This is a genomic window from Rummeliibacillus sp. TYF005 (assembly GCF_003844195.1).
Lineage (GTDB): Bacteria > Bacillota > Bacilli > Bacillales_A > Planococcaceae > Rummeliibacillus.
In genome coordinates this window covers 1-19,685 of the sequence record NZ_ML122586.1, presented here as the reverse complement: position 1 = coordinate 19,685, position 19,685 = coordinate 1, and the positions used below count along the sequence as shown (strand labels likewise).

Below are 19,685 nucleotides of genomic sequence, written 5' to 3'. Positions count from 1 at the left end.
TTTGACAACCCCAACAATTAGTATAGAACCCCAAAACTTTAATATCAGTTGAAAATGATTTTTTTGCATAAAAAAACTCCCCATTTGTCTATCTAATGGGGAGCATATCAAACCTTTGGGGCTTTCAATCCTACTGATGGTAGTTTTACTTTATTAGTAGAAAACTTTTTCTGTATTATATTTTGCATGAAGCATATTGATCGCATATGTTTCGTAAATTTCACGTTCCATAGGATCTTGAACGACGTATGCTTCGATTTTGTGTACTTCATCACGATGATCTTTTAAAGGTGAAACATTATCTTCAAAATGTTTTTTCACACGTTGACGCATTTTGCGGGCTTTACCTACAAATAATACTTCATTTTCTTTGTTGTAGAAAAGAATAATTCCGCCTTTATCACGAGGAATTTTATGGAAATCAATAAATCCATAAATAGAAGGGATAATAGGTTCTCCTTCTTTTGGTTGTTGTTCGCGTTGGCGAATAACGATATCTGGTTTTGGCATTTCAATTTTAATCAAAAAAATTCACGTCCTCATATTCATATAGAACTTAATGTACCACAAAAATACTGGAAAAGCTAGTAAAGGTAATATTACTGGGGAAAAGTGGGTTGCTAGCAAATGTTATTCTCAACATATTTCGTCTATGATAAACTTGAATTGTATCAATTTTCCAAATGAGTTAAGTTAATGAAATTGTTTTCGTAGTTAAGTCAATTAGAGGAGATGTCACATTGAATTTAAAAGTGGAAAAGTTTGGTCTTATTTCAGAAACAGAAAGATTAATAATAAGACCGTTAAAATACGATGATTATGAAAATTGGTTAAGTGAATTTGAAAAACGTTATCCATCTCAAAATCGACACGATCAAGGGAAAATAGACATGAGTGAATGTACAAGAGAGTGGTTTCACAAATTGGTAGATAAGCATCAAGAGTTGGCTTTGTCAGATATTGCACATGTATTTGGTGTGTTTAGAAAAGAAGATGGTACACATTTAGGAATGGTCGATTTTTCAACATTAGCAAGAGATGATTTCCAATGGGCAAGAATAGGATATACCATTCATAATCAGTATTGGAAAAAGGGTTACGGTAAAGAAGCGGTAAAAGAAGCTCTTAATATGGGTTTTAAACTTATGAAATTCCACCGTATAGAAGCTCACATTAACATTGATAATACACCTTCGATGAAATTAGCAGAAAGTGTAGGTATGGAATTCGAATGTATTCGCAAAGGCTTTATATATGAAAATGATGAGTGGACAGACCATTTGGTATATTACAAGAACTCACAGTAGTAGGAGTTTTTAAAATCAAAGTAAAAAGGAGCTTTTAATAGCTCCCTTACCAATTACTTCAAAAGTTCAGTTTCTATTTCATACCGAAGTTCTTCGGCATCTAGTTCTCGAGGGTATTGGAATTCTTTGTCGTTGATATAGATGGTTGGAACCATTGTAATGTTACGTTCGATTGTTTCGCCGAGTATGTTTAAGCTGATGGAAGTATTTTCAGAACGCTCGATTAAACCATATTTTTCTTGGAGCATTCGTTTGATATCTTGGTTTGTTAAATGATCCCATTCTTGTTGGGTAGCAAAAAGTTCTTTGATAATTTCACGTGTGTGGTCCTTTTCACTATAATGCAAGAATGCGTTAATCAACGCGCCATTTAATAGCATTTCACGTGGTTTATCAAAATGTTTGATGACAAATTCGACTTTGTCCTCATTTATGTACGGTGTTAGCACTTCCTCTGCGATGGCATAAAACGTTGCGCAATAAGGGCATGCCAAATTTAAGAAAACTTCTACTTTTACAGGTGCGTTTTTACTTCCATAACTCAAATATGCATTTTTTACTGTCATAGGATCACCTTTCCAAAAGTGCTTTTTATCAAATTTTAATTATTCCGAGTGGCTTTGTCAAGATTGCATGAGAGTTATTGTTTATAATGTAAGCCAACTTTTTCGATTTCTTCAAATAATAATTGTTCCAGATCATTTTGATGGTCAAATGCTTCATCATCATCATCAAGAGAAGCATCTTTAAATAAGGAGATTTCTTTATTCAGTTTTTCCATTTTTCGATCTAAGTGTGCGGCAGCATCGGCGGCTTCTTTTAGTTCATCTGTTATGTGAGTTGGCACTTTTTTGTTGTATTTATAGTAAATTTTATGTTCAAGGCTGGCCCAGAAGTCCATCGCAATTGTACGTATTTGCATTTCAACAAAGACATGTTCTTCTCCATAAGTCATAAATACAGGTATTTTCATAATGATATGGAGACTTTGATAGCCGTTTGGTTTAGGGTTTTTGATATAATCTTTGATCTCAACCACTTCAATATCTTCTTGTGATTGAATCATATTAGAAATATGATAAATATCAGATACAAACGAGCAAATAATACGAATTCCAGCTATGTCATGAATATTTTCTTGAATAGATTGAAGTGAAAGAGGTAGATTCCTTTTACGTAGTTTGTTTAATATACTTTTCGGTGATTTAATGCGTGTATTTACATGTTCAATGGGATTATATTCATGGATCAATTGAAACTCTTCTTGTAGGATATTGACCTTTGTTGAAATTTCATCAAGTGCAAATTTATAAAGCAGCATACTACGAGTAACTTCTTCTCTGAAATTCTTTAGGAGTGTTTGATTGATGTTCTGATTATCGCTCATTTTGTCCACCTTCTCTTCATAATTGCTCAATGCTATTTTCTCAAATTTAGTAAGTTTTAGCACGTAATAATCATGTGCCTCTAGGATTTTTATTTTTGAAATTCTTTAATAAAGATGAAAAATGTGCCTTCTAATAGTAGAATGGTTTAAGATAAAGATTAGAAGCTTGATATCTTTAAAATAGAAAGGATGGTCATCCTATGAATGTAAAAGTGTTATTGCTAAGAATTATTGCCACGATTGTTTTTATCGCAGGTATTTATATGGTTCAAGTGAAAGATGGGGCAAGTTATTATTATCTATTAACGCTTGCTGGGTTTGTAGCATTCTTTTATATTGATGACTTTGCAAAGAAAACAAAATCTAAATCGTAGAAAAGCTATTGGTCTCGATAGCTTTTTTTCATGCGATAGGTAGTGCCAACATATGAAGATGAAATGTAAACGAGGCATTAAACGTTGCCAGAACACATATACTCTAAATACAACATGAGCAAGGTTTCTTTCACTATTTTGTTAGAGTGACAATATTAGATGATTGTAGACACAATCTTTGACCATATGATGGTATAATTATAATATCAACATGAAATGGAAAGGGTGAATCTATTGGAAAATGAATGGGCTTTTATGGTAGATGGAACAGAGCATTTACGAAAAATGATGGCAGAAGCATGTTCAGATTTACCTGTTGAGATTAAAGACGGCGAAGAATACGTGACCATCAAGTACAAAGATTTTAAAAAACTAATGGAATTTTATATGAGAGAGCATTCTGGAGATCTCCCATTTTAATAGAAATTATGTAGAACTCATCGTTAGGATGGGTTTTTTTATTAGTGAAAAAAGAAAACTAATTTTCTTTATGGCCCTTATCAAAATACTTTAGCACGAAACCCAATAAGCTCATAGTAAAAATGAGAGACATGATGCCTCTTATTCCACGAGCTAAATACGTATCAGTCGGATAATCAAAAATGATATAGCCGATACAATAAAAATAAGATGCAGGTATGATGGTATACTTTAAAAACTTTTTCAATGATATTCCTCCTGAATCTATTTTCTTGTAATTTTAACATAATTTCACTTGTAGGAGGACGGAGATTAAAAAGCTCTCCTTTCTAGCCGTTACCTGTTATGATAAGAAGGAAAAGCAATTCGCGATTTTAGAAAGGAAGTTATCCTTGCCATATCAAATTTCAGAAATACTCACTATGTCGAGTATAGAGAGAAAACAAATTTTACAAGAAGATTCGAAATCTATTTTAGAAAATATGTTATTACATATAGGTCATCCAGATGAATCAATTCGAGATCATCAAAATTTACGATTATTTTTAGAACTAATGCAAAGTGATAGTTTATCGGTTGTCAATCAGCAATTTCTAGTATCTCAGCTTACACAACCTTCTTATTTTTACTTTCAAATAGGGGAGAGGGATCAGGATTCCATTTTCCAACGTTCGCTTTCGGCAATGTGGCTAACGGCGATTATTCGAAATGATGCGAGCCAATTATTTTTAACTTCAGAGCAATATGAAGAGATTTTCGATCTTGCCGTCCATTATTTAGAGAAGGAAAAGGATACAAGGGGCTATGTACCGGGAAAAGGTTGGGCATACGGGATAGCAAATGGTGCCGATCTTTTGGTTGCATGCATACAACATCCAAAGTTCAAGTTAGAATTGAGCGCACCTATTTTGCAAAGCCTAAGAGACTGCTTCTGGAAAGATTCTGTCTTTGTAGATGATGAAGAAGAAAAATTTGTTGCGATTGTTGTAGCTTTAATCCGAAAAGGAATTGATGAAAAAATATTAATCGAATGGCTTGAGCAGGTATTCGATTCTTTAGAATATAGTCGAGAGTGTAATGGCTACTCACCATTATTTTTAAAAGCAAGAACTCAAACATTACATTTTGTAAAAAGTCTCTATTTTGCTTTGAAATTCAAAAAACTAACACCAGAGTTGCAAGGAATTGTTTTACACTTTATCTCAAAGTGGAGTTAAAATTGAATAATAAGTTTAAAAAGGAAAGTTTAAAGTGGAACTTTCCTTTTTTATGCAGATAGTACTGATTTTAAAAAAAACAAAAAACAGAACTATTTAATTCACCAAACAGTTCTGTAATTATTCTTTATTCGGTTTAGAATCAGTCGTAAAAGGTTTTTCCTCGTAATTTGAAACGTCATAATTTTGGATAGACTGATATTTTTTTCATTAGCTGTAATTTTGTTTTCAGTTAAGCAGAGTGCTTCTGTAATGATTTTGTTCAAATATTCGGGTTCCGGCGCTTCCTCTACTGCTGCTAATACAAGAGCGTTTCTTAGATAACTAGCATTTTCAGATAGTAATTGTTCGTTGAACATGAGTCCCTTTTCGTCAGCAAATAATTTCATGAAAATGGAAACAGTTCTTGTATTCCCTTCACGATAAGGATGAACTCGCCAAATATCGGTCATTAGTTTTGAAAAGTACTTTGCTAATTGTGGGTTGAAAAGAGTCCAGCTAATTTTTGAAGACCATTTAAAAATTTTATCTAGATCAGTGTGAATATGATTATATTTACTATATGTGACAGAGAGCCCGCCTAACACTTTTTCACTTTTATAAATATTAATTGTCCGAAACTCTCCAGCCCAATCATATATTAAATGGAATAAGTGATGATGAATTGTTTGAAGACTTGATAAATGATGAAAATCAAGTGAATTTGAGATAGCTTCAATATCCACAATGCTCGCAATTAATAATTGTGTTTCAACGGTGATGAGTTCACGTTCGTCTTGAATATTAAACTTATTTATTAAAACCTCTGAATTTGGATAAACATAAGGATCCATGTTTAATTGACTACTTTCGCATACTTATCAATAATAGCCTTTTTTAACTGACTCGCAGATACTTCACCATTTTCATATTGATTTAATAAAGTTTGCGTAAAAGTGGTAGGTTTTCCACCATCAATTGCAGCCATGCCAACTGCAAATTTGCTTCTCTTTTTTCGTTCAATTTCTTCGTTCAAATTTGTTGATTTCATAAGCTACACCCCTTTAGTTTAATAAATTAATTATAACATAGAAACAATCCTTAATCTCTTTAGAACACCGGTAATTGGGTATATTATACCTTGTTTTACATTTACTATTTACTATTGAGATGGATCGAAAATTGATTTAAAAAGGAAATTTTAGAAAACAATTATTTTTTATGCAACAATTTAATAAATGGTTCGTCTACCTATTTGTACCATAAATGTGTGGTTCAAATATATAATTATAGATAATTCCATAGAAGTGATGGAGGTGATTAAATGGAAAAATTGAAATTGGATAAAGCGATTATGGTACTGATTGTTTTATTTGCAATGATTAGTTGTTTATTTATCTATTCGAGTAACTCTGTATTCAATCAATATTCGGGCTCGTTTATCTGGAAGCAGTTAATATTTTATATGTTAGGATTTACATTGATGCTTGGGATTTCGCGATTAGATTTAGAGCAATTGTTAAAAATCGCTTGGCCTACCTATTGGATTCTAATGTTCTTATTAATCGCTTTAATATTTGCGCCTGAAAGCATTGCAAAACCTATAAATAGCGCTAAATCATGGTATCAAGTTCCTTTTATAGGTACTTTTCAACCTTCGGAATTTATGAAGTTTGCTTTTATCTTGGTTGTCGGTAAAATAACGATTGAACACCATAAAATTTGGCGAAATCAAACAGTAGGATCAGATTTATGGTTGTTAAGTAAAATGGCAATAATCACATTGCCTCCAATACTAATCGTATATAAACAACCGGATACTGGAATGATTATGTTATACGGGGCTTTACTTTTTGCAATGGTATTGTTTTCTGGAATACATAGAAGGATTGTCTATTCTTTACTAGCGATTCCTACTGTTATTGTCACGACTTTATTAATCATCTATATTAACTACCAACATTTCTTCAATGAACAAATATTAGGCAAGTTATCACCACATCAAATTTCACGCATTAATGGCTGGCTGAAACCTTTTGAATATGGTGATTCGGCTTTTCAAACGAGAAAAGGAATATTAGCAATTGGTTCAGGTTTAACGACAGGGAAAGGCTATCTTGGAAATAATGTGTATATTCCTGAAAAACATACGGATTTTATCTTTGCAGCCATTGCTGAGGAAACGGGATTTATAGGTGGAGCGGTCGTTGTAATCTTGTTCTTTTTACTTATTTATCGGATTGTCATGATTACCATTCATGCGGAGCAACATCTAGCTACTATTATGGGGGTAGGAATTATTGGGTTGTTAGCTTTCCAAGTTTTTCAGAATATTGGGATGACGATGGGATTACTACCTGTAACCGGCGTAACATTACCATTTTTAAGCTATGGAGGAAGTTCGTTATTATCAAACTTCTTATTGTTAGGCATCATAATTGTTGTTAAAAATTCTTATGAAGGCTATATGTTCAAAAAAGACAATGGAGAGGGAAGTTATGCATTCAAATATTAATAGAAGAGTACGAATCTTATTCATTATACTATCGGTTATGTTAGCTGTTTTAATAGTCAGATTAGGATTTCTTATGTTGTGAAAAGAGTAGTTAACAAAATAATGTTTATAGACAAGAAACCAGTCTTTAATGGGTAACGAAATTTCCAAGGAATATTTTCCCTTTATACCTCTTAATGTGTTAAAATAGGAATATATGTTCGATTAAAAGGGGGGAGGCACAAAATGTTAAAGAATGAAGAAGATGTGATAAAGCTAATTCAATGCGATGAAAAAATGATGGAGATTTTAAATGTTGCAAGTACTTTGAATTTACCTGATTGGTGGATTTGTGCAGGTTTTGTACGTTCAAAAATATGGGACACATTACACGAGTTTAAAGATCGAACTGAAACGCCAGATGTTGATGTTATCTATTTTGATAAAACAAAAATTGATGAGGATTTTGAAAAGAATTAGAGAATAAGTTGATAAAACTTATGCCTAATATACCTTGGTCTGTGAAAAATGAAGCTAGAATGCACGTCATTAGTAATATGACTCCTTATACTTCTTCGGAAGATGCTATTTCAAAGTTTCCGGAAACTGCGACTGCTCTTGGAGTGAAGCTAGACAAGGATCATAATTTAGTTCTCACTGCTCCTTATGGACTCGATGATGTTATCAATTTAGAATTGAAACCGACTCCTTATTTCACAGAAACCATAGAACGGACTGCAATTTATGAAGAACGAATTATAAAAAAGAATTGGAAGTCAATTTGGCATAAGATTAAAGTTCATCATATATTAAACAACTGATTAAGAAGTAAGCTGTTTTATTGATGAAATGGCTTTTTATACATGAAAAATAGTTTTGACGTGGGCCTAGCAACGCTGCCAAAATATAAAAAATAACACCCTAACTTAGAGGGTGTTAATTAAGTTAAAAGTTCATTGAACGAACACATCATAAACAGCCATGGCGCCCACTAATAGTGACAATGTCAAAAATGCCCCAGCATTTGCTATAATGGCGGTTATTTTTAATAGACCTTTGTTTCCCATAAATCCGAAGATAACGCCGATGATTGGAGCTACAATGATGATGGCAAATAAAGTGTAACCAAGTATAGCTGATAGAACTGTATTGCTAAATGGGCTACTATACGTAGCTGTACTTGTATAACTACCAAGTAGATAGGTTGTTAAAAACGTTAAAATTGAAACTCCTAAACATATAAATGAAAGTTTTGTATATCGACTTTTTCTCTCTATTTTTACCACCTCCTCTTAGTTATAATATTACACAATAAATACATAAAATAGCAATTTGTATAAATTAAATGAAAGTGTGAATCCTATACAGGTTTCACATTATCTGCATCTATCCATTTCTTTCATGTATATCGCATCCATTAACAAATACAGAAAAAAGCTCGTTTCTATTTAGAAACGAGCTTTTACATGATCGAGCATTTTAAGCTTGTTTAGAAGCTTCATATTGTACTTTTTTATTGATACAAATTTTTAATAATGGTGGTGTTACGATAGTTGTAAACACAATCGCGATGATTAAAGGTGTGTAGTAAGCTTGAGAAAATAATCCTTTTGACAAACCAATACTAGATGTGATCAATGCTACTTCACCGCGTGATACCATGGCAGTACCGATGAGAGTAGAGGAAATCATATTGAATCCAGTAATCTTCGCACCGAAACCTCCACCGATGATTTTCGTTAGTACGGAAACAACACATAAAATAACAATTAGCCAAATATGTTCGCCAATTCCGTCAAACTTCACGTTTAATCCGATATATGCAAAGAATACCGGGATGAAAATGACGCTGACAGTTGGAGAAAGCTTGTCCTCAAATTGTTCACGATGTCGGTCATTTGCAAGTGCTAGACCAGCGAAGAACGCACCGATAATATTACTAATGCCCATGAAATCAGCAAAGTAAGCATAGCCAAAACATAAGACGACAGCAAATATCATCGATAAATCCGGAATCTTAAGCTTATCAATTGATTTTGAGATTGCAGGTACCAATTTCCAATTACATAAGATAATAACGGCAAAGAAAACGACTTGTTTTATCAATACCATTGAAATCGAAGTACCACCGACAGTGATACTCAAAACAATCGCTAATAAGATTAAACCGATAATATCATCCGCAATTGCTGCACCAAGTACTGTGGCGCTTTCACGAGTTTTCAATTGTCCTAACTCACGGAACGTTTGGACAGAAATACTAACGGAAGTGGCTGTTAGTACAATACCTAAGAATAGGGAATGTGAAGGATCCATACCGAATCCAATCCCAACAAAATATCCTGCGATCAATGGAAGAACAACACCAAATGATGCGACAGATAAAGCCGATTTAAGATTGGCTGTTAAATCTTTAAGATTGGTTTCAATCCCAGCAAAGAACATCAGGAAAATAACCCCTAGTTCACTGAAAATATGTAGAAGTTCGTTTTTTTCTACAAAACCTAAAACGGCCGGACCAATGATTACACCGACGATAATTTCTCCTAGAACACTAGGTTGACCAAATTTTGTAGCTATAAATCCAGCAATTTTTGTTGCTAGAATAATAATGACTAGTTCTAATAGTAACTCCATAAACAAGACCTCCGATAAAAAGAAATAGAAGTTAGAAGATTCTAACAATTCTGAACTGCATAAAACAAAATTGTTTAAGAAAATCTTCCATTCGAATTCTTTTCAAAAACAGTATGTTTATATAATAACACACTTTTTAACAGAGAGTTACATAAAGCTACTATATATTCTTGTTATATAGGTTTTATGATACATGCTGCAGAATGTTTTGTATTAAAAGGGGGAACAATTTTTAGAATATTCAGCATATAATACGTGGAGCAGTTTTCTTTGTAATCGTAGTCATTCATCTTATCCGTGCAGGAGGGCCATAGATGAAATTTGTAAATAAGAAACATATTCAGCAAATATATCGGGAGCAAATGCAGTACAAAAGACAGAAAAAGATGAATTTTATAGAGATGATATGGATGATCATGATCGTATTGTTTTTAATTTTAGTCAGTCATTTCTATCATTAAATAATAAAAGGGCTACCATCTCATGTGTAGCCCATTTTTATTATAGTAAAAAACGAATAGTTGCCATTGAAATAACGCCGACAATAACGGTAGTCGACAAACTTTTAGTCCAAATCGCAATGATCAAAGTAGGAATAAATGCAGTAAATACAGGCCAATCAAGCGTGACATACGAGTGATCCGTATTTAGCAAGTTTTCGACAACTAACGCACTTAAAATACAAATTGGTATAAAAGAAAGCCATTTTAATACAACTTCAGGCAACTTAACGCTTCGGACGAAGACAAATGGAATGATTCTTGGGAGCCAAGTAACAACTGCACAACCTAGAATTGTCCATATAATCGCAGTACTGCTCATCGATCAATCACCACCCCAATTGTAGCCACAATTACTGTTGAGAAAAGAACGGCAAGATGTGTTGGCATGAAGTATGAAAATATATACATACAAAGGGCAACTAAACCAATAAGTAAAAGATTTTTTGCGAGTTTCGTTTTGCCAACACTTGCAAGTTGTAAGATAAGTAAAGCTACAAACATAGCTGTTAAAGCGAAGTCTAATCCCCATTTCTCAGGATGGGCAATCCATTGACCTAAAAAAGCACCTGAGATACAAGCGGCAATCCACACTAAATAGGCTGTGACATTTAAACCGTCCATCCATTTTCCACTGATTTTCTTCGTTTGCATAATTTTCGTCATGGCAACCCCGAACGTCTCATCTGTCAATAATGTGCCAAAGCCTATGTTGCGCATTAATGAGTATTTGGTGAAATTCGGAGCGACCGTTAGACTCATGAGAAAATGTCTTAAGTTGACGATGAAAATGGTAAAGATAATCGCAGATGCAGGTGTGCCAGATAAAATAAGCCCACAAAAGATAAATTGCGCAGATCCGGCATAGACGAGTATGGTCAATAATGCGATTTCATATAATTTTAATCCAGAAGCGGCCCCCACAACACCGAAAGCTAAGCCAATACTTATGTATCCTAATAATGTGGGAATGCAATCTTTCACCCCCTGTAGGAAGGTATCATCCTCATGGAAACGAATTTGTTCGACCGTTTCAGTCGTATGACTATTCAAAAACAATCACCTCATACAAATCATATTCTTTAAAGAATACAACAATTCTAAGAGAATTTTCAATACTTTCTGATAAGTAAGCTTGGTTTTCCGATTTTTAGGACATACCAATGTTGCTAAATGGCTTAGCTTCGCCTCCATTGATCATGTAAGTGTCTTCCTGACCGTTACTGTAGATGAAATATGGCGGGGAGCTTCATGCGGCATTCTCCACTAATTTCCGAATAAGCAGAATTCATAAATGACAGATACTTTCATATTGACTTACATATCACTAATTACATATGATGGAAGAAATACAAGGGGGTTGTATAGATGACAAATAAAGAACTATTATTGATACCTGGTCCAACACCAGTGACGGATGATATTTATGATGCGCTTGCGAGTGAAACGATGGGCCATACAGATCCACGTTTTGCGGCGATTTACAAAAGAGCAATCGATAACACAAAAAAGCTTTTTAATACGGATGGGGAAGTGTATATTGTCGCTGGTTCTGGGACACTTGCGATGGAAATGGCTTTATTAAATACAGTGGCTGTTGGGGAGAAACTATTAGTATTGAGCAATGGCTATTTTGGCGATCGATTTATCAAACTTGGACAAGCTTTTGGTATTGAAGTAGATGTGTTGCAAGCAGAATGGGGAAAACATGTAGACCCTGCATTAGTAGAAGAAAAGTTAGCAAACTCAAATTATGCAGCGGTTACGATTACGCATGCGGATACTTCTACAGGGGTTGCAGCAAATTTGGATGTTTTGATTCCTTTAGTGAAACGATATGGCGCACTTTCCATTGTAGATGGTGTTTGTGCAACCGCTGCTTTAGAAGAAGATTTGTCAAAAGAATATGGTGACCAAAAGGGAGCGACGATTGATGTTGTCTTAACTGGCTCACAAAAAGCTATTGGCGTTCCACCAGGTTTAGCCATCGTTGCTTTTGGAAAGAACGCACTAGAAAAGCGTCAACAACTTGGAAGAATCCCTGCCTATTATGCAGATATCGAAAATTGGCGTTCAGTTATGGACCAACCGACTAACTATTTCGCAACACCAGCTGTCAATCTTATATATGCGTATGACGTAGCTTTGGAAAAAGTTCTGAAAGAATCTATGCCAGTACGGATCAAACGCCATGCTCAATATGGTAAAGCCGTAAGAGCAGCGCTTTCCACTTATGGCATGAAACCTTTAGCTTCTGAAGACATTGCAGCGCCAACATTAAGTTGCATCCTTTATCCAGAAGGGGTAGATGATGCAGCATTTCGAAAAGCATTGGCCGATAAAGGTGTAATCGTAGCAGGCTCTCTTGCGCATCTTGCAGGAAAAGCCTTCCGAATCGGTCATATGGGAAACACCACAACCGAAATGCTAGAAGAAGCAATTGTTAAAATAGGCGAAACGTTAAAAGAACTAGGCTTAGAAGTGAATACAGAAGCAGCTGTAGAACGATTGAAGGAAGAATTAGCGATTAATATCAATGCATGATGAAGTTTTAGAGAAGAAGCATTATTCAAGCTAAATTGCTAAACATGCAGCTTGAATCATTTAGTTGGGCTTGAAATGAAAAAGTAAAGATTCTTGATACGGCTTAGTGTAAAATATGGGATCATCTCTCACTAAGTCGTATTTTCTATTAGCTTAAAAGATCATCATATGATAGATAGGGGAAATTGATTTGAATCCTACTTTTGAGAAAGTTCACAAAAAAGATATTCATATTTTGAAAAATCTATATTCACTGTATCTCCATGACCTCTCCAGATTTACTGAAAACTTAGATATAGGGATGGATGGTTCATTTCATTTTGATGATTTAGAAAAGCTATGTAACGAAGAAGGATTTTCTTCCTATTTTATAAAGCATGAAGAGGGCATAATTGGATTTGTCCTACTATTAGAGCGTCCATTTCTAAAAAAGGAAAATGACTTTGGTGTAAATGATATTTTTATACTCAATAAATTCAGGGGTAAAGGATTTGCGAAGCAGTCTTTAGAAAAATTATTTAAAGAAAAACCTGGAAAGTATTTTGTGATTGAACTTCAGGAAAATGAACCCGCGATTCTATTTTGGAAGAAGGTTTATAAACAGCTAAATATTAAATTCGATGAAAGAAAAGAGTTAATAGACGATGAACCATGTCTTGTCCAAAAGTTTACGGTTTAAGGATCGTTTTCTGGAGTGAGAAGTTAGCGATTCTATTAAACAAAAGGATGCCTAATGCTATCTATGGCATTGAATTGGTAATAGCTTCAATTATAATGGAGAACATGCCCAAAAATAGGGTCATTAAAGTTGAGCAGAATACAATTCTTTTAGTCACTATTATTCTCTTTTCTAAATGATTTGATAAACGATAAGTGATATAAACAACTATGCCTAAAACAATAGAACCAATCCAACTAATTAGTATTATCCCTCCAATTGTTATTATACTATTTTAATTGGAAAAATCCCCAATATCCTTTAATAAATACATATGGATAGCGCCATTTTTGAGCTGGACGGACTCTATAGATACTGTGCTACTGCTTGAAATCTAGGAAACTGTGGTTCTGAAATAAAGTTGCGTTATATAAAGTGTGACGTTATCACCTATAGATACCCTTAGACTAAAGGGGGTATTTCTCAAACGGGTCATATAATTTTCTTTTATGAAAGGTTTCCAAACATACTTTGGAAACTTTAAAGCCTTTATCCAATAGATTAGGATAAAGGCTTTTTGTTAGCTATTAATCTACTTCTTTTAGCAAATTCTCGATTTTGCCTACTCGCTCATTTAAGTCGTCTACTTGTTTTTGCAGATTAAATGTTTGTTGTTTTTCAACACTTAATTTTTCCTCTGCACGCTTTACATTTTTCTTGTACGCTCTATAAATTAAAACTAAAAAAATAATTATAAAAGCGATAAATCCGAACGTAACGATTGTTACCACTACATCTCCAACATTTACACTTGAAGCTCCGTTAGACATTAATTTAATCCTCCGTCTTCTTATTTTTTTTGAAAGTCAGTGTTGATTCTAACTTTGAAATAAGGTCCTCATTTAACTGTAATTCAAAAGAATTCAGCATATAGTATTTCGCAGCTTTACCATTCTCTAATAATTCCATATTATTCGAAACAAGATTTGCTTCTTCAAGCTTTTGTAAATGTAAATACAAAAGAGGTCTGCTCATACCAAGTTCTCTAGCAAGTTGGCTAACATACTGTTTACCACTAGACAAAATGCTAATAATTCTTAGTCTATGAGGATTAGATAAAGCTTCCAAAAACAAAAGTAATTCATCACCACTATTAATATGTTTCATATGTAATAAATTTATTACATATAGTTATTTTTGTCAATATAAGTAAATTTAAATAGGGGCAAAGTAACATTCTCGAATGCAAGTTTTGGATTATATAAAAGGCTAAGAAATATTTAATTCGTAATAAGTTCAGAGCCTAAGATTATTTGAAGGACGTAAGGACTTTTAGAGATGCAATCATATTAGAATTGAAATAATTTCTGTCTTTTCACGCTCGGTAAATAATTCACTAGTTTTGAATAACATTCTTTTATAAAAGGTTACCAAACATTAACAGCTATAGATGGTTCAGTAACCATGGTTGGAATTGGTGTAAATATATATCAATCAAGTAAGGATATGTTGCTTAATTATGATATAGTAGTTAATTAATAGAACTTTGCATTTAAAAATTATAAGACTATGTCTGGTGAGGACAGAAGTCTTTTAATTTTTAAGTTTAAGACAGAAGGAGTTAATAAAATGCCAGGGATTGTTATTTTAAATTTATTTGTTTTTCTTATGGCGGTGACAATGCTATATGTAGTAAAAAAATTTTATAGATTAAATAAAGAGACACCAAGTTATAAATATAAATTTATAACGAGTATATTTATAGTAGCTCTTTTGATGGTATTAGTTGCCGGAGGTATTATAGATATTAGTTTTTATAAAAAATAGTAAATGTTTATATAAACGAGTACAGTTCCAAAAATGAAACCGTACAATTAGGTAGTACTCTGTTCTTTGTCTGTAACTTTAAGAACTTGCTGGCGATTACCGTCAAATTCATTTAATGATAGTAGCTCTTGAATACTACAGCAAATTTAAACATGCGTTTTGTGGATTTTTCAGATTTTGTACCGAGCTGTTTTACTGTAATTTTTGTAGAACTAGTATCTTGTTAACTTTTTGTTCTTTTTTGAAAATTTATATATCTTTTATTACCATTGACGTTTTAAATTTAACTTGTTATTATTCAACTAATGTTTTTAATAAAAGAATAGATAACCTTGTATAAATTCAAGAATACGGCTTGAAAGTTTCTACCAGCTACCGATAATAGCTTGTCTACAAGGAATGGGATTTTAATGATATTTTTATTCCGTTTTGTAGAAGAAACTTTGGCCTAATTAGGTCAAAGTTTTTTTAATATCAAGGGGAAATTAAAATGAATTGGGTAATACTAATTTTGAAATCATTCCCTTTCAAATCTTTAATCTAGCAAATAGGAGACTACAACATGAGAAACTTTTTTAAATTTGCAGAACGGAACACTTCCTATAAGCAGGAAACACTTGCAGGGATAACGACTTTCTTATCTATCGCATATATATTAATCGTCAATCCACTTATTCTAAGCCAATCTGGTATGGATCATGGGGCTGTATTTACGGCAACTGCGCTTACTGCGATCATCGGAACACTTCTTATGGGGTTACTTGCTAACTTCCCAATCGCCATTGCCCCTAGTATGGGATTGAATTCATTCTTTACTTTTTCTGTGTGTATTGGAATGGGTATTGACTGGCAAGTTACTTTAACTGGCGTTTTTGTTGCAGGAATCATTTTTACACTATTAAGCTTATTTAAAATTCGAGAAAAAATTATTAATATTATTCCACAGAATTTAAAATATGCAATCGCTTCCGGCATTGGATTCTTCATCACATTTATCGGCTTAAAAGATGGTGGCATTATTGTTGGCAATAAAGACACATTTGTTGCGCTTGGCGATTTAACTTCACCAATGACGTTACTAGCCGTTATTTGTCTTATTATTACAATCGTTATGTTAGTACGTGGCATCAGTGGCGGTATTTTCTACGGTATGGTCATTACAACAATTATTGGTATGATTTTTGGATTAATCGATGTTCCTTCATCAGTTGTTGGCAGTATACCAAGTATTAAACCAACATTTGGTGTCGTGTTTGGCCATTTAGATGAAATTTTTACCCCAGAAACATTGACAGTTATCTTCACGTTCTTAATCGTTGCTTTCTTTGATACAGCTGGTGCATTAATTGGATTAACGAGCCAAGCAGGTATGATGAAAGATAACAAAATTCCGAATATCGGAAAAGGATTACTTGCCGATTCAACTGCTGGTGTCATTGGTGCTATCTTAGGTACATCAACACCTGCTACAAGTGTTGAATCTTCTGCTGGTATTGCTGTCGGAGGAAGAACCGGCTTTACGTCTGTCGTTATTGCAGCTTGTTTCTTAGTTGCTTTGTTCTTCTCGCCAATTGTTAGCGTTATTTCAGTCGAAGTAACTTCAGCTGCATTGATTATTGTAGGTGCATTAATGGCAATGCAAATCCGTAATATCGAATGGACGAAGTTAGAAATTGTTATTCCATCATTTTTAACAATTATTATGATGCCTCTAACATCTAGTGTGGCAATCGGTATTGGATTAGGCTTTGTTTTTTATCCAATATGTTTAGTAGCACAAAAACGTTATAAAGAAGTTCATCCAATTATGTATGTACTTTGTTTATTATTCCTTTCATACTTTGCGTTTATCGTCTAGGAAAGATCTTTAGCAAACACCTAAAGGATAGAAGAGCTTGAAGAAATTCGCTCTATCTATCCTTTTTTTACTAGGTATAATTCCAGAAAAATGAATATTTACACTGTTGAGGGTAAATTACAAAAAATAGGGTGATGCTAAACGTTTAATGCTAGATTGCTCTGTTGTAATTAACGATAAATGGTAGCCCGACTTAGGAGCAAAGTGTTGAAACAGCATTTAGATAAAAATACAGTAAAAAGAATCGCCTAATAAAAAAAGTCTAAAACAATCGTTATTGAGATTATAAAATGAAATAATAAGAATATTAAATTTTATGCAACTAAATAGATTATAAAATGCTCTAACGGTATGTAAGGAAAAGGGGGTGCTGACAATGGACAATGACATTTTAGTTAAAAAAGCGCAGAAAGGAGATGGTGAAGCCTTTATACAGTTAATTCGGCAATATGAACTTATTTTGTATCGCACAGCTAAGCAACTCGGCTTAAAAGATGAGGATATTGCGGATTTGTTACAAGAAACCGTTATGACCGCCTTTGAAAAAGTCAATACGCTCAAAAAGGGACAGTATTTTAATACGTGGATATGTCGGATTTTATTGAACAATTGCTATCGCTTTATGAAAAAAAATAAACCCTTAGCTACAATGGATGAAACGGTTCTTAATAATTTATCACATCAAGATTTTTTAACACTAGAGTTAGATGAAGCCTTAACAGTTTAGATGACAATCACCGGATAGCCCTCACACTTTATTATGTAAACGGCTTTACGACGAAGGAAATTAGTGCATTTCTACATGAGTCTGAAGGTACGATCAAATCACGAATTTCTAGAGCCAAAAAGCAATTAAAAAATACGTATTATTTGGAAGGAGCTAATTTAATATGAAGCGAAATGACGACTTAGTACGCGAGGATATGAATAAGGAACAAGAATTACCAGCTTCTATTCGTTCGGCTTTTGATCAATCTTATGCTCAAATTCGCAAGCAATCGAAGAAAAAGACAAAGAAACCTTGGCTAAAGCCTGTGTTAGCTGCGACTGCAGCATTAGCTTTAAGTGCAACCGTATTATTGACGAACGATGAAGCATTAGCAAAATTTCAAGCTTTTTTTGGCTTTAATGATTCAGGAATAGAAATTGCGGCTGTCAATGGAGATGTGCAAAAACTCGCTCAAACACAACAAGCTGAAAATATTACGATGACATTAGAGAATCTATTTGTAGATGCATATCGTTTTGGCCTACAGTTTACAATTGATTTCGAGGATATTTCTGCGGAAAGTTTAAATAGGATAGAGTTTGAATACCAACTTTATGATGCAAAAGGTAATAAAATTAGTGCACTCATTTCAGATACAAAACCTTATGCAGGGAAACAAGTTTTTAGCGGAGAGGATTTTAAACTAGCAGATGTAAGTGATAACCGTGCATCAGTTGAAATGATTGCAACTGCTAATCAGCAAGAAGTACCTTCTTTAGAAGGGGCACGATTAGAGATAGAAACTATTCATATTTCTTCAAAGGAAGGTGATATGAAATCTGTAAACGGACATTGGAAATTTGATCTAACTTCTCCAACTATCGTGAAACACCAGTACATCGCAAATAATAAGGTTTCTGGTATTACATTAAATGAGGCAGTCGTCTCAAATGGCTCAATGTATATTACTTATACAATTGATGAAATAAATGTAGGTGAAACTATCGCCCACGATACAGCATTAATAAATGATAAGGGCGAAGTGTTTTATGCCCAAGGGAATACCTTTAAAGAGTCAGAGAAACAAACAGAAATCAGCCTTGTCTTCCCTTATAGTGTGAGGAATGAACAGCAATTACTTTCATTAAAAGTGAAAGACTATGAACAATTAAACTTAGTAAAGAAGAAAGAGTAAATTGCACGGAGCATTTAAAAAAATTATTTTACTATAAGTAGTCCACTGTCAGTTAGAATGACAGTGGACTCATTTTAAAACGGAGACGTGAGGGAAATTGATTAGGCTTTGCCATGCAGCTCGCTTTTTTATGCTATCCCGGTTGGTCCGATACGCATCTTAAAGCATTCCACAGACAAGTAATCAAATACATCGCCCAACAAATCAATGTCCCAGCAACGGTCATTGATTTTTATATTCATTCGTCAACAATCAGGTAAATTTCCAGAGCAATGGATCTAAAATTTTCACATTAAGGTTCCAGTTTGTTGTATTCTTTAAAGATAAAGGTAAACTTCATGAAGAAAAATATTTATACTAAATGAGTGAAAAAAGTTGGCTCAATTACTAGTCTGGTTTGGAAGAAGAACGATAATCTAGATTTTACGTGGGAAGAAGTCAAAGGACCAAATAATGATTAAATAACAAAGATGACACTCGGTCACTATTCTAAAAAAGTATACATATTTATTTGTTGATGTATTAAATAACTCGCAAAATATTTAACTAAAAAGCCCAGGGGTGAAATGTCAATCATAA

At 33.6% G+C, this 19,685-nt stretch carries 24 protein-coding genes, 1 pseudogene and 1 riboswitch; of the genes and pseudogenes, 14 read left to right on the top strand and 11 right to left on the bottom strand.

The annotated features are described in order from the left end of the window. Positions 1–153 precede the first annotated feature (153 nt). Complete coding sequence (locus CW357_RS15900; RefSeq protein ID WP_124218582.1) at positions 154–525, bottom strand: nucleotide excision repair endonuclease; 372 nt, start codon at positions 523–525, stop codon at positions 154–156. A 215-nt stretch (positions 526–740) separates the two neighbouring features. On the opposite strand from CW357_RS15900, the gene CW357_RS15895 reads away from it, so the two are divergent. Next, positions 741–1,307 carry a GNAT family N-acetyltransferase gene (locus CW357_RS15895; protein WP_124218581.1) on the top strand — a complete coding sequence of 189 codons (567 nt, stop codon included), beginning with the start codon at positions 741–743 and terminating at the stop codon, positions 1,305–1,307. Between the two features lie 53 nt (positions 1,308–1,360). On the opposite strand, the gene CW357_RS15890 is transcribed toward CW357_RS15895, so the two are convergent. Further along, entirely contained in the window at positions 1,361–1,873 is a 513-nt protein-coding gene (locus tag CW357_RS15890) for a thioredoxin domain-containing protein (RefSeq protein WP_119417277.1), read from the bottom strand. A 74-nt stretch (positions 1,874–1,947) separates the two neighbouring features. After that, positions 1,948–2,694, bottom strand: coding sequence for a GTP pyrophosphokinase (locus tag CW357_RS15885; protein ID WP_119417276.1), 747 nt, complete (start codon positions 2,692–2,694; stop codon positions 1,948–1,950). A 200-nt stretch (positions 2,695–2,894) separates the two neighbouring features. On the opposite strand from CW357_RS15885, the gene CW357_RS18375 reads away from it, so the two are divergent. From CW357_RS18375 to CW357_RS15875, 3 genes are all read left to right on the top strand, one after another. Continuing rightward, positions 2,895–3,068, top strand: a complete 174-nt coding sequence (locus CW357_RS18375; RefSeq protein ID WP_158582424.1) for a hypothetical protein — start codon at positions 2,895–2,897, stop codon at positions 3,066–3,068. A gap of 234 nt (positions 3,069–3,302) precedes the next feature. Further along, positions 3,303–3,488 (top strand): hypothetical protein, encoded by a 186-nt coding sequence (locus CW357_RS15880; protein WP_119417275.1) that lies wholly within the window; start codon positions 3,303–3,305, stop codon positions 3,486–3,488. A gap of 392 nt (positions 3,489–3,880) precedes the next feature. Continuing rightward, positions 3,881–4,705, top strand: coding sequence for a DUF2785 domain-containing protein (locus CW357_RS15875; RefSeq protein ID WP_124218580.1), 825 nt, complete (start codon positions 3,881–3,883; stop codon positions 4,703–4,705). A 101-nt stretch (positions 4,706–4,806) separates the two neighbouring features. Here CW357_RS15875 and CW357_RS15870 read toward each other — a convergent pair whose 3' ends face one another. After that, complete coding sequence (locus CW357_RS15870) at positions 4,807–5,538, bottom strand: Fic/DOC family protein (RefSeq protein ID WP_241155152.1); 732 nt, start codon at positions 5,536–5,538, stop codon at positions 4,807–4,809. A gap of 2 nt (positions 5,539–5,540) precedes the next feature. Next, complete coding sequence (locus CW357_RS15865) at positions 5,541–5,735, bottom strand: antitoxin VbhA family protein (RefSeq protein ID WP_124218579.1); 195 nt, start codon at positions 5,733–5,735, stop codon at positions 5,541–5,543. Between the two features lie 273 nt (positions 5,736–6,008). On the opposite strand from CW357_RS15865, the gene CW357_RS15860 reads away from it, so the two are divergent. Continuing rightward, the gene (locus CW357_RS15860; RefSeq protein ID WP_124218578.1) at positions 6,009–7,199 is read left to right on the top strand and encodes an FtsW/RodA/SpoVE family cell cycle protein; all 1,191 of its coding nucleotides are present in this window, start codon (positions 6,009–6,011) and stop codon (positions 7,197–7,199) included. Positions 7,200–7,424: 225 nt separating this feature from the next. Continuing rightward, a pseudogene (locus CW357_RS15855) lies at positions 7,425–7,999 on the top strand (nucleotidyltransferase family protein). 132 nt (positions 8,000–8,131) lie between these two features. Here CW357_RS15855 and CW357_RS15850 read toward each other — a convergent pair. The 4 genes from CW357_RS15850 to CW357_RS15835 form a co-directional block, all read right to left on the bottom strand. Next, positions 8,132–8,464 (bottom strand): hypothetical protein, encoded by a 333-nt coding sequence (locus tag CW357_RS15850; protein WP_124218577.1) that lies wholly within the window; start codon positions 8,462–8,464, stop codon positions 8,132–8,134. A gap of 193 nt (positions 8,465–8,657) precedes the next feature. Further along, entirely contained in the window at positions 8,658–9,821 is a 1,164-nt protein-coding gene (locus CW357_RS15845; RefSeq protein WP_371684335.1) for a cation:proton antiporter, read from the bottom strand. A 495-nt stretch (positions 9,822–10,316) separates the two neighbouring features. After that, on the bottom strand, positions 10,317–10,637 hold the full coding sequence (locus tag CW357_RS15840) for an AzlD domain-containing protein (RefSeq protein ID WP_119417268.1): 321 nt from the start codon (positions 10,635–10,637) through the stop codon (positions 10,317–10,319). Further along, positions 10,634–11,368, bottom strand: coding sequence for an AzlC family ABC transporter permease (locus tag CW357_RS15835; protein ID WP_124218575.1), 735 nt, complete (start codon positions 11,366–11,368; stop codon positions 10,634–10,636). The genes CW357_RS15840 and CW357_RS15835 overlap by 4 nt, the downstream gene beginning before the upstream one ends. Before the next feature lie 315 nt (positions 11,369–11,683). On the opposite strand from CW357_RS15835, the gene CW357_RS15830 reads away from it, so the two are divergent. Together CW357_RS15830 and CW357_RS15825 are read left to right on the top strand one after the other, a co-directional pair. Beyond that, entirely contained in the window at positions 11,684–12,859 is a 1,176-nt protein-coding gene (locus CW357_RS15830; protein ID WP_124218574.1) for a pyridoxal-phosphate-dependent aminotransferase family protein, read from the top strand. Positions 12,860–13,049: 190 nt separating this feature from the next. Beyond that, positions 13,050–13,538, top strand: coding sequence for a GNAT family N-acetyltransferase (locus CW357_RS15825; RefSeq protein WP_124218573.1), 489 nt, complete (start codon positions 13,050–13,052; stop codon positions 13,536–13,538). 566 nt (positions 13,539–14,104) lie between these two features. Here the strand turns inward: CW357_RS15825 and CW357_RS15820 are convergent. Further along, on the bottom strand, positions 14,105–14,347 hold the full coding sequence (locus CW357_RS15820) for a hypothetical protein (RefSeq protein WP_124218572.1): 243 nt from the start codon (positions 14,345–14,347) through the stop codon (positions 14,105–14,107). A 4-nt stretch (positions 14,348–14,351) separates the two neighbouring features. Next, positions 14,352–14,684: an ArsR/SmtB family transcription factor gene (locus tag CW357_RS15815; RefSeq protein ID WP_124218571.1), complete on the bottom strand. Its 333-nt coding sequence runs from the start codon at positions 14,682–14,684 to the stop codon at positions 14,352–14,354. 462 nt (positions 14,685–15,146) lie between these two features. Here CW357_RS15815 and CW357_RS15810 point away from each other — a divergent pair, with 462 nt between their 5' ends. The 6 genes from CW357_RS15810 to CW357_RS18805 all read left to right on the top strand — a co-directional run bounded on the left by CW357_RS15810 (position 15,147) and on the right by CW357_RS18805 (position 19,366). Further along, positions 15,147–15,344, top strand: coding sequence for a hypothetical protein (locus CW357_RS15810; protein WP_124218570.1), 198 nt, complete (start codon positions 15,147–15,149; stop codon positions 15,342–15,344). Between the two features lie 312 nt (positions 15,345–15,656). Continuing rightward, a riboswitch (purine riboswitch) is annotated at positions 15,657–15,757 on the top strand. 149 nt (positions 15,758–15,906) lie between these two features. Beyond that, positions 15,907–17,202 (top strand): NCS2 family permease, encoded by a 1,296-nt coding sequence (locus tag CW357_RS15805; RefSeq protein ID WP_119416938.1) that lies wholly within the window; start codon positions 15,907–15,909, stop codon positions 17,200–17,202. A 376-nt stretch (positions 17,203–17,578) separates the two neighbouring features. After that, positions 17,579–17,929 (top strand): sigma factor, encoded by a 351-nt coding sequence (locus tag CW357_RS15800; protein ID WP_241155151.1) that lies wholly within the window; start codon positions 17,579–17,581, stop codon positions 17,927–17,929. A gap of 14 nt (positions 17,930–17,943) precedes the next feature. Next, entirely contained in the window at positions 17,944–18,096 is a 153-nt protein-coding gene (locus CW357_RS18675) for an RNA polymerase sigma factor (RefSeq protein WP_241155154.1), read from the top strand. Then, complete coding sequence (locus CW357_RS15795; RefSeq protein ID WP_124218569.1) at positions 18,093–19,106, top strand: DUF4179 domain-containing protein; 1,014 nt, start codon at positions 18,093–18,095, stop codon at positions 19,104–19,106. Before CW357_RS18675 ends, CW357_RS15795 begins: the two co-directional genes overlap by 4 nt. A gap of 113 nt (positions 19,107–19,219) precedes the next feature. Then, positions 19,220–19,366, top strand: coding sequence for a DUF4158 domain-containing protein (locus tag CW357_RS18805; RefSeq protein WP_305794145.1), 147 nt, complete (start codon positions 19,220–19,222; stop codon positions 19,364–19,366). The last annotated feature ends 319 nt before the right edge of the window (positions 19,367–19,685 follow it).

Coding starts and splice junctions, on each gene's coding strand:
- CW357_RS15870 (WP_241155152.1), bottom strand. CDS start 5,538: ATGGATCCTTATGTTTATCCAAATTCAGAGGTTTTAATAAATAAGTTT.
- CW357_RS15795 (WP_124218569.1), top strand. CDS start 18,093: ATGAAGCGAAATGACGACTTAGTACGCGAGGATATGAATAAGGAACAA.
- CW357_RS15885 (WP_119417276.1), bottom strand. CDS start 2,694: ATGAGCGATAATCAGAACATCAATCAAACACTCCTAAAGAATTTCAGA.
- CW357_RS15820 (WP_124218572.1), bottom strand. CDS start 14,347: ATGTCTAACGGAGCTTCAAGTGTAAATGTTGGAGATGTAGTGGTAACA.
- CW357_RS18805 (WP_305794145.1), top strand. CDS start 19,220: ATGCAGCTCGCTTTTTTATGCTATCCCGGTTGGTCCGATACGCATCTT.
- CW357_RS18375 (WP_158582424.1), top strand. CDS start 2,895: ATGAATGTAAAAGTGTTATTGCTAAGAATTATTGCCACGATTGTTTTT.
- CW357_RS15800 (WP_241155151.1), top strand. CDS start 17,579: ATGGACAATGACATTTTAGTTAAAAAAGCGCAGAAAGGAGATGGTGAA.
- CW357_RS15805 (WP_119416938.1), top strand. CDS start 15,907: ATGAGAAACTTTTTTAAATTTGCAGAACGGAACACTTCCTATAAGCAG.
- CW357_RS15840 (WP_119417268.1), bottom strand. CDS start 10,637: ATGAGCAGTACTGCGATTATATGGACAATTCTAGGTTGTGCAGTTGTT.
- CW357_RS15810 (WP_124218570.1), top strand. CDS start 15,147: ATGCCAGGGATTGTTATTTTAAATTTATTTGTTTTTCTTATGGCGGTG.
- CW357_RS15860 (WP_124218578.1), top strand. CDS start 6,009: ATGGAAAAATTGAAATTGGATAAAGCGATTATGGTACTGATTGTTTTA.
- CW357_RS15890 (WP_119417277.1), bottom strand. CDS start 1,873: ATGACAGTAAAAAATGCATATTTGAGTTATGGAAGTAAAAACGCACCT.
- CW357_RS15865 (WP_124218579.1), bottom strand. CDS start 5,735: ATGAAATCAACAAATTTGAACGAAGAAATTGAACGAAAAAAGAGAAGC.
- CW357_RS15815 (WP_124218571.1), bottom strand. CDS start 14,684: ATGAAACATATTAATAGTGGTGATGAATTACTTTTGTTTTTGGAAGCT.
- CW357_RS15830 (WP_124218574.1), top strand. CDS start 11,684: ATGACAAATAAAGAACTATTATTGATACCTGGTCCAACACCAGTGACG.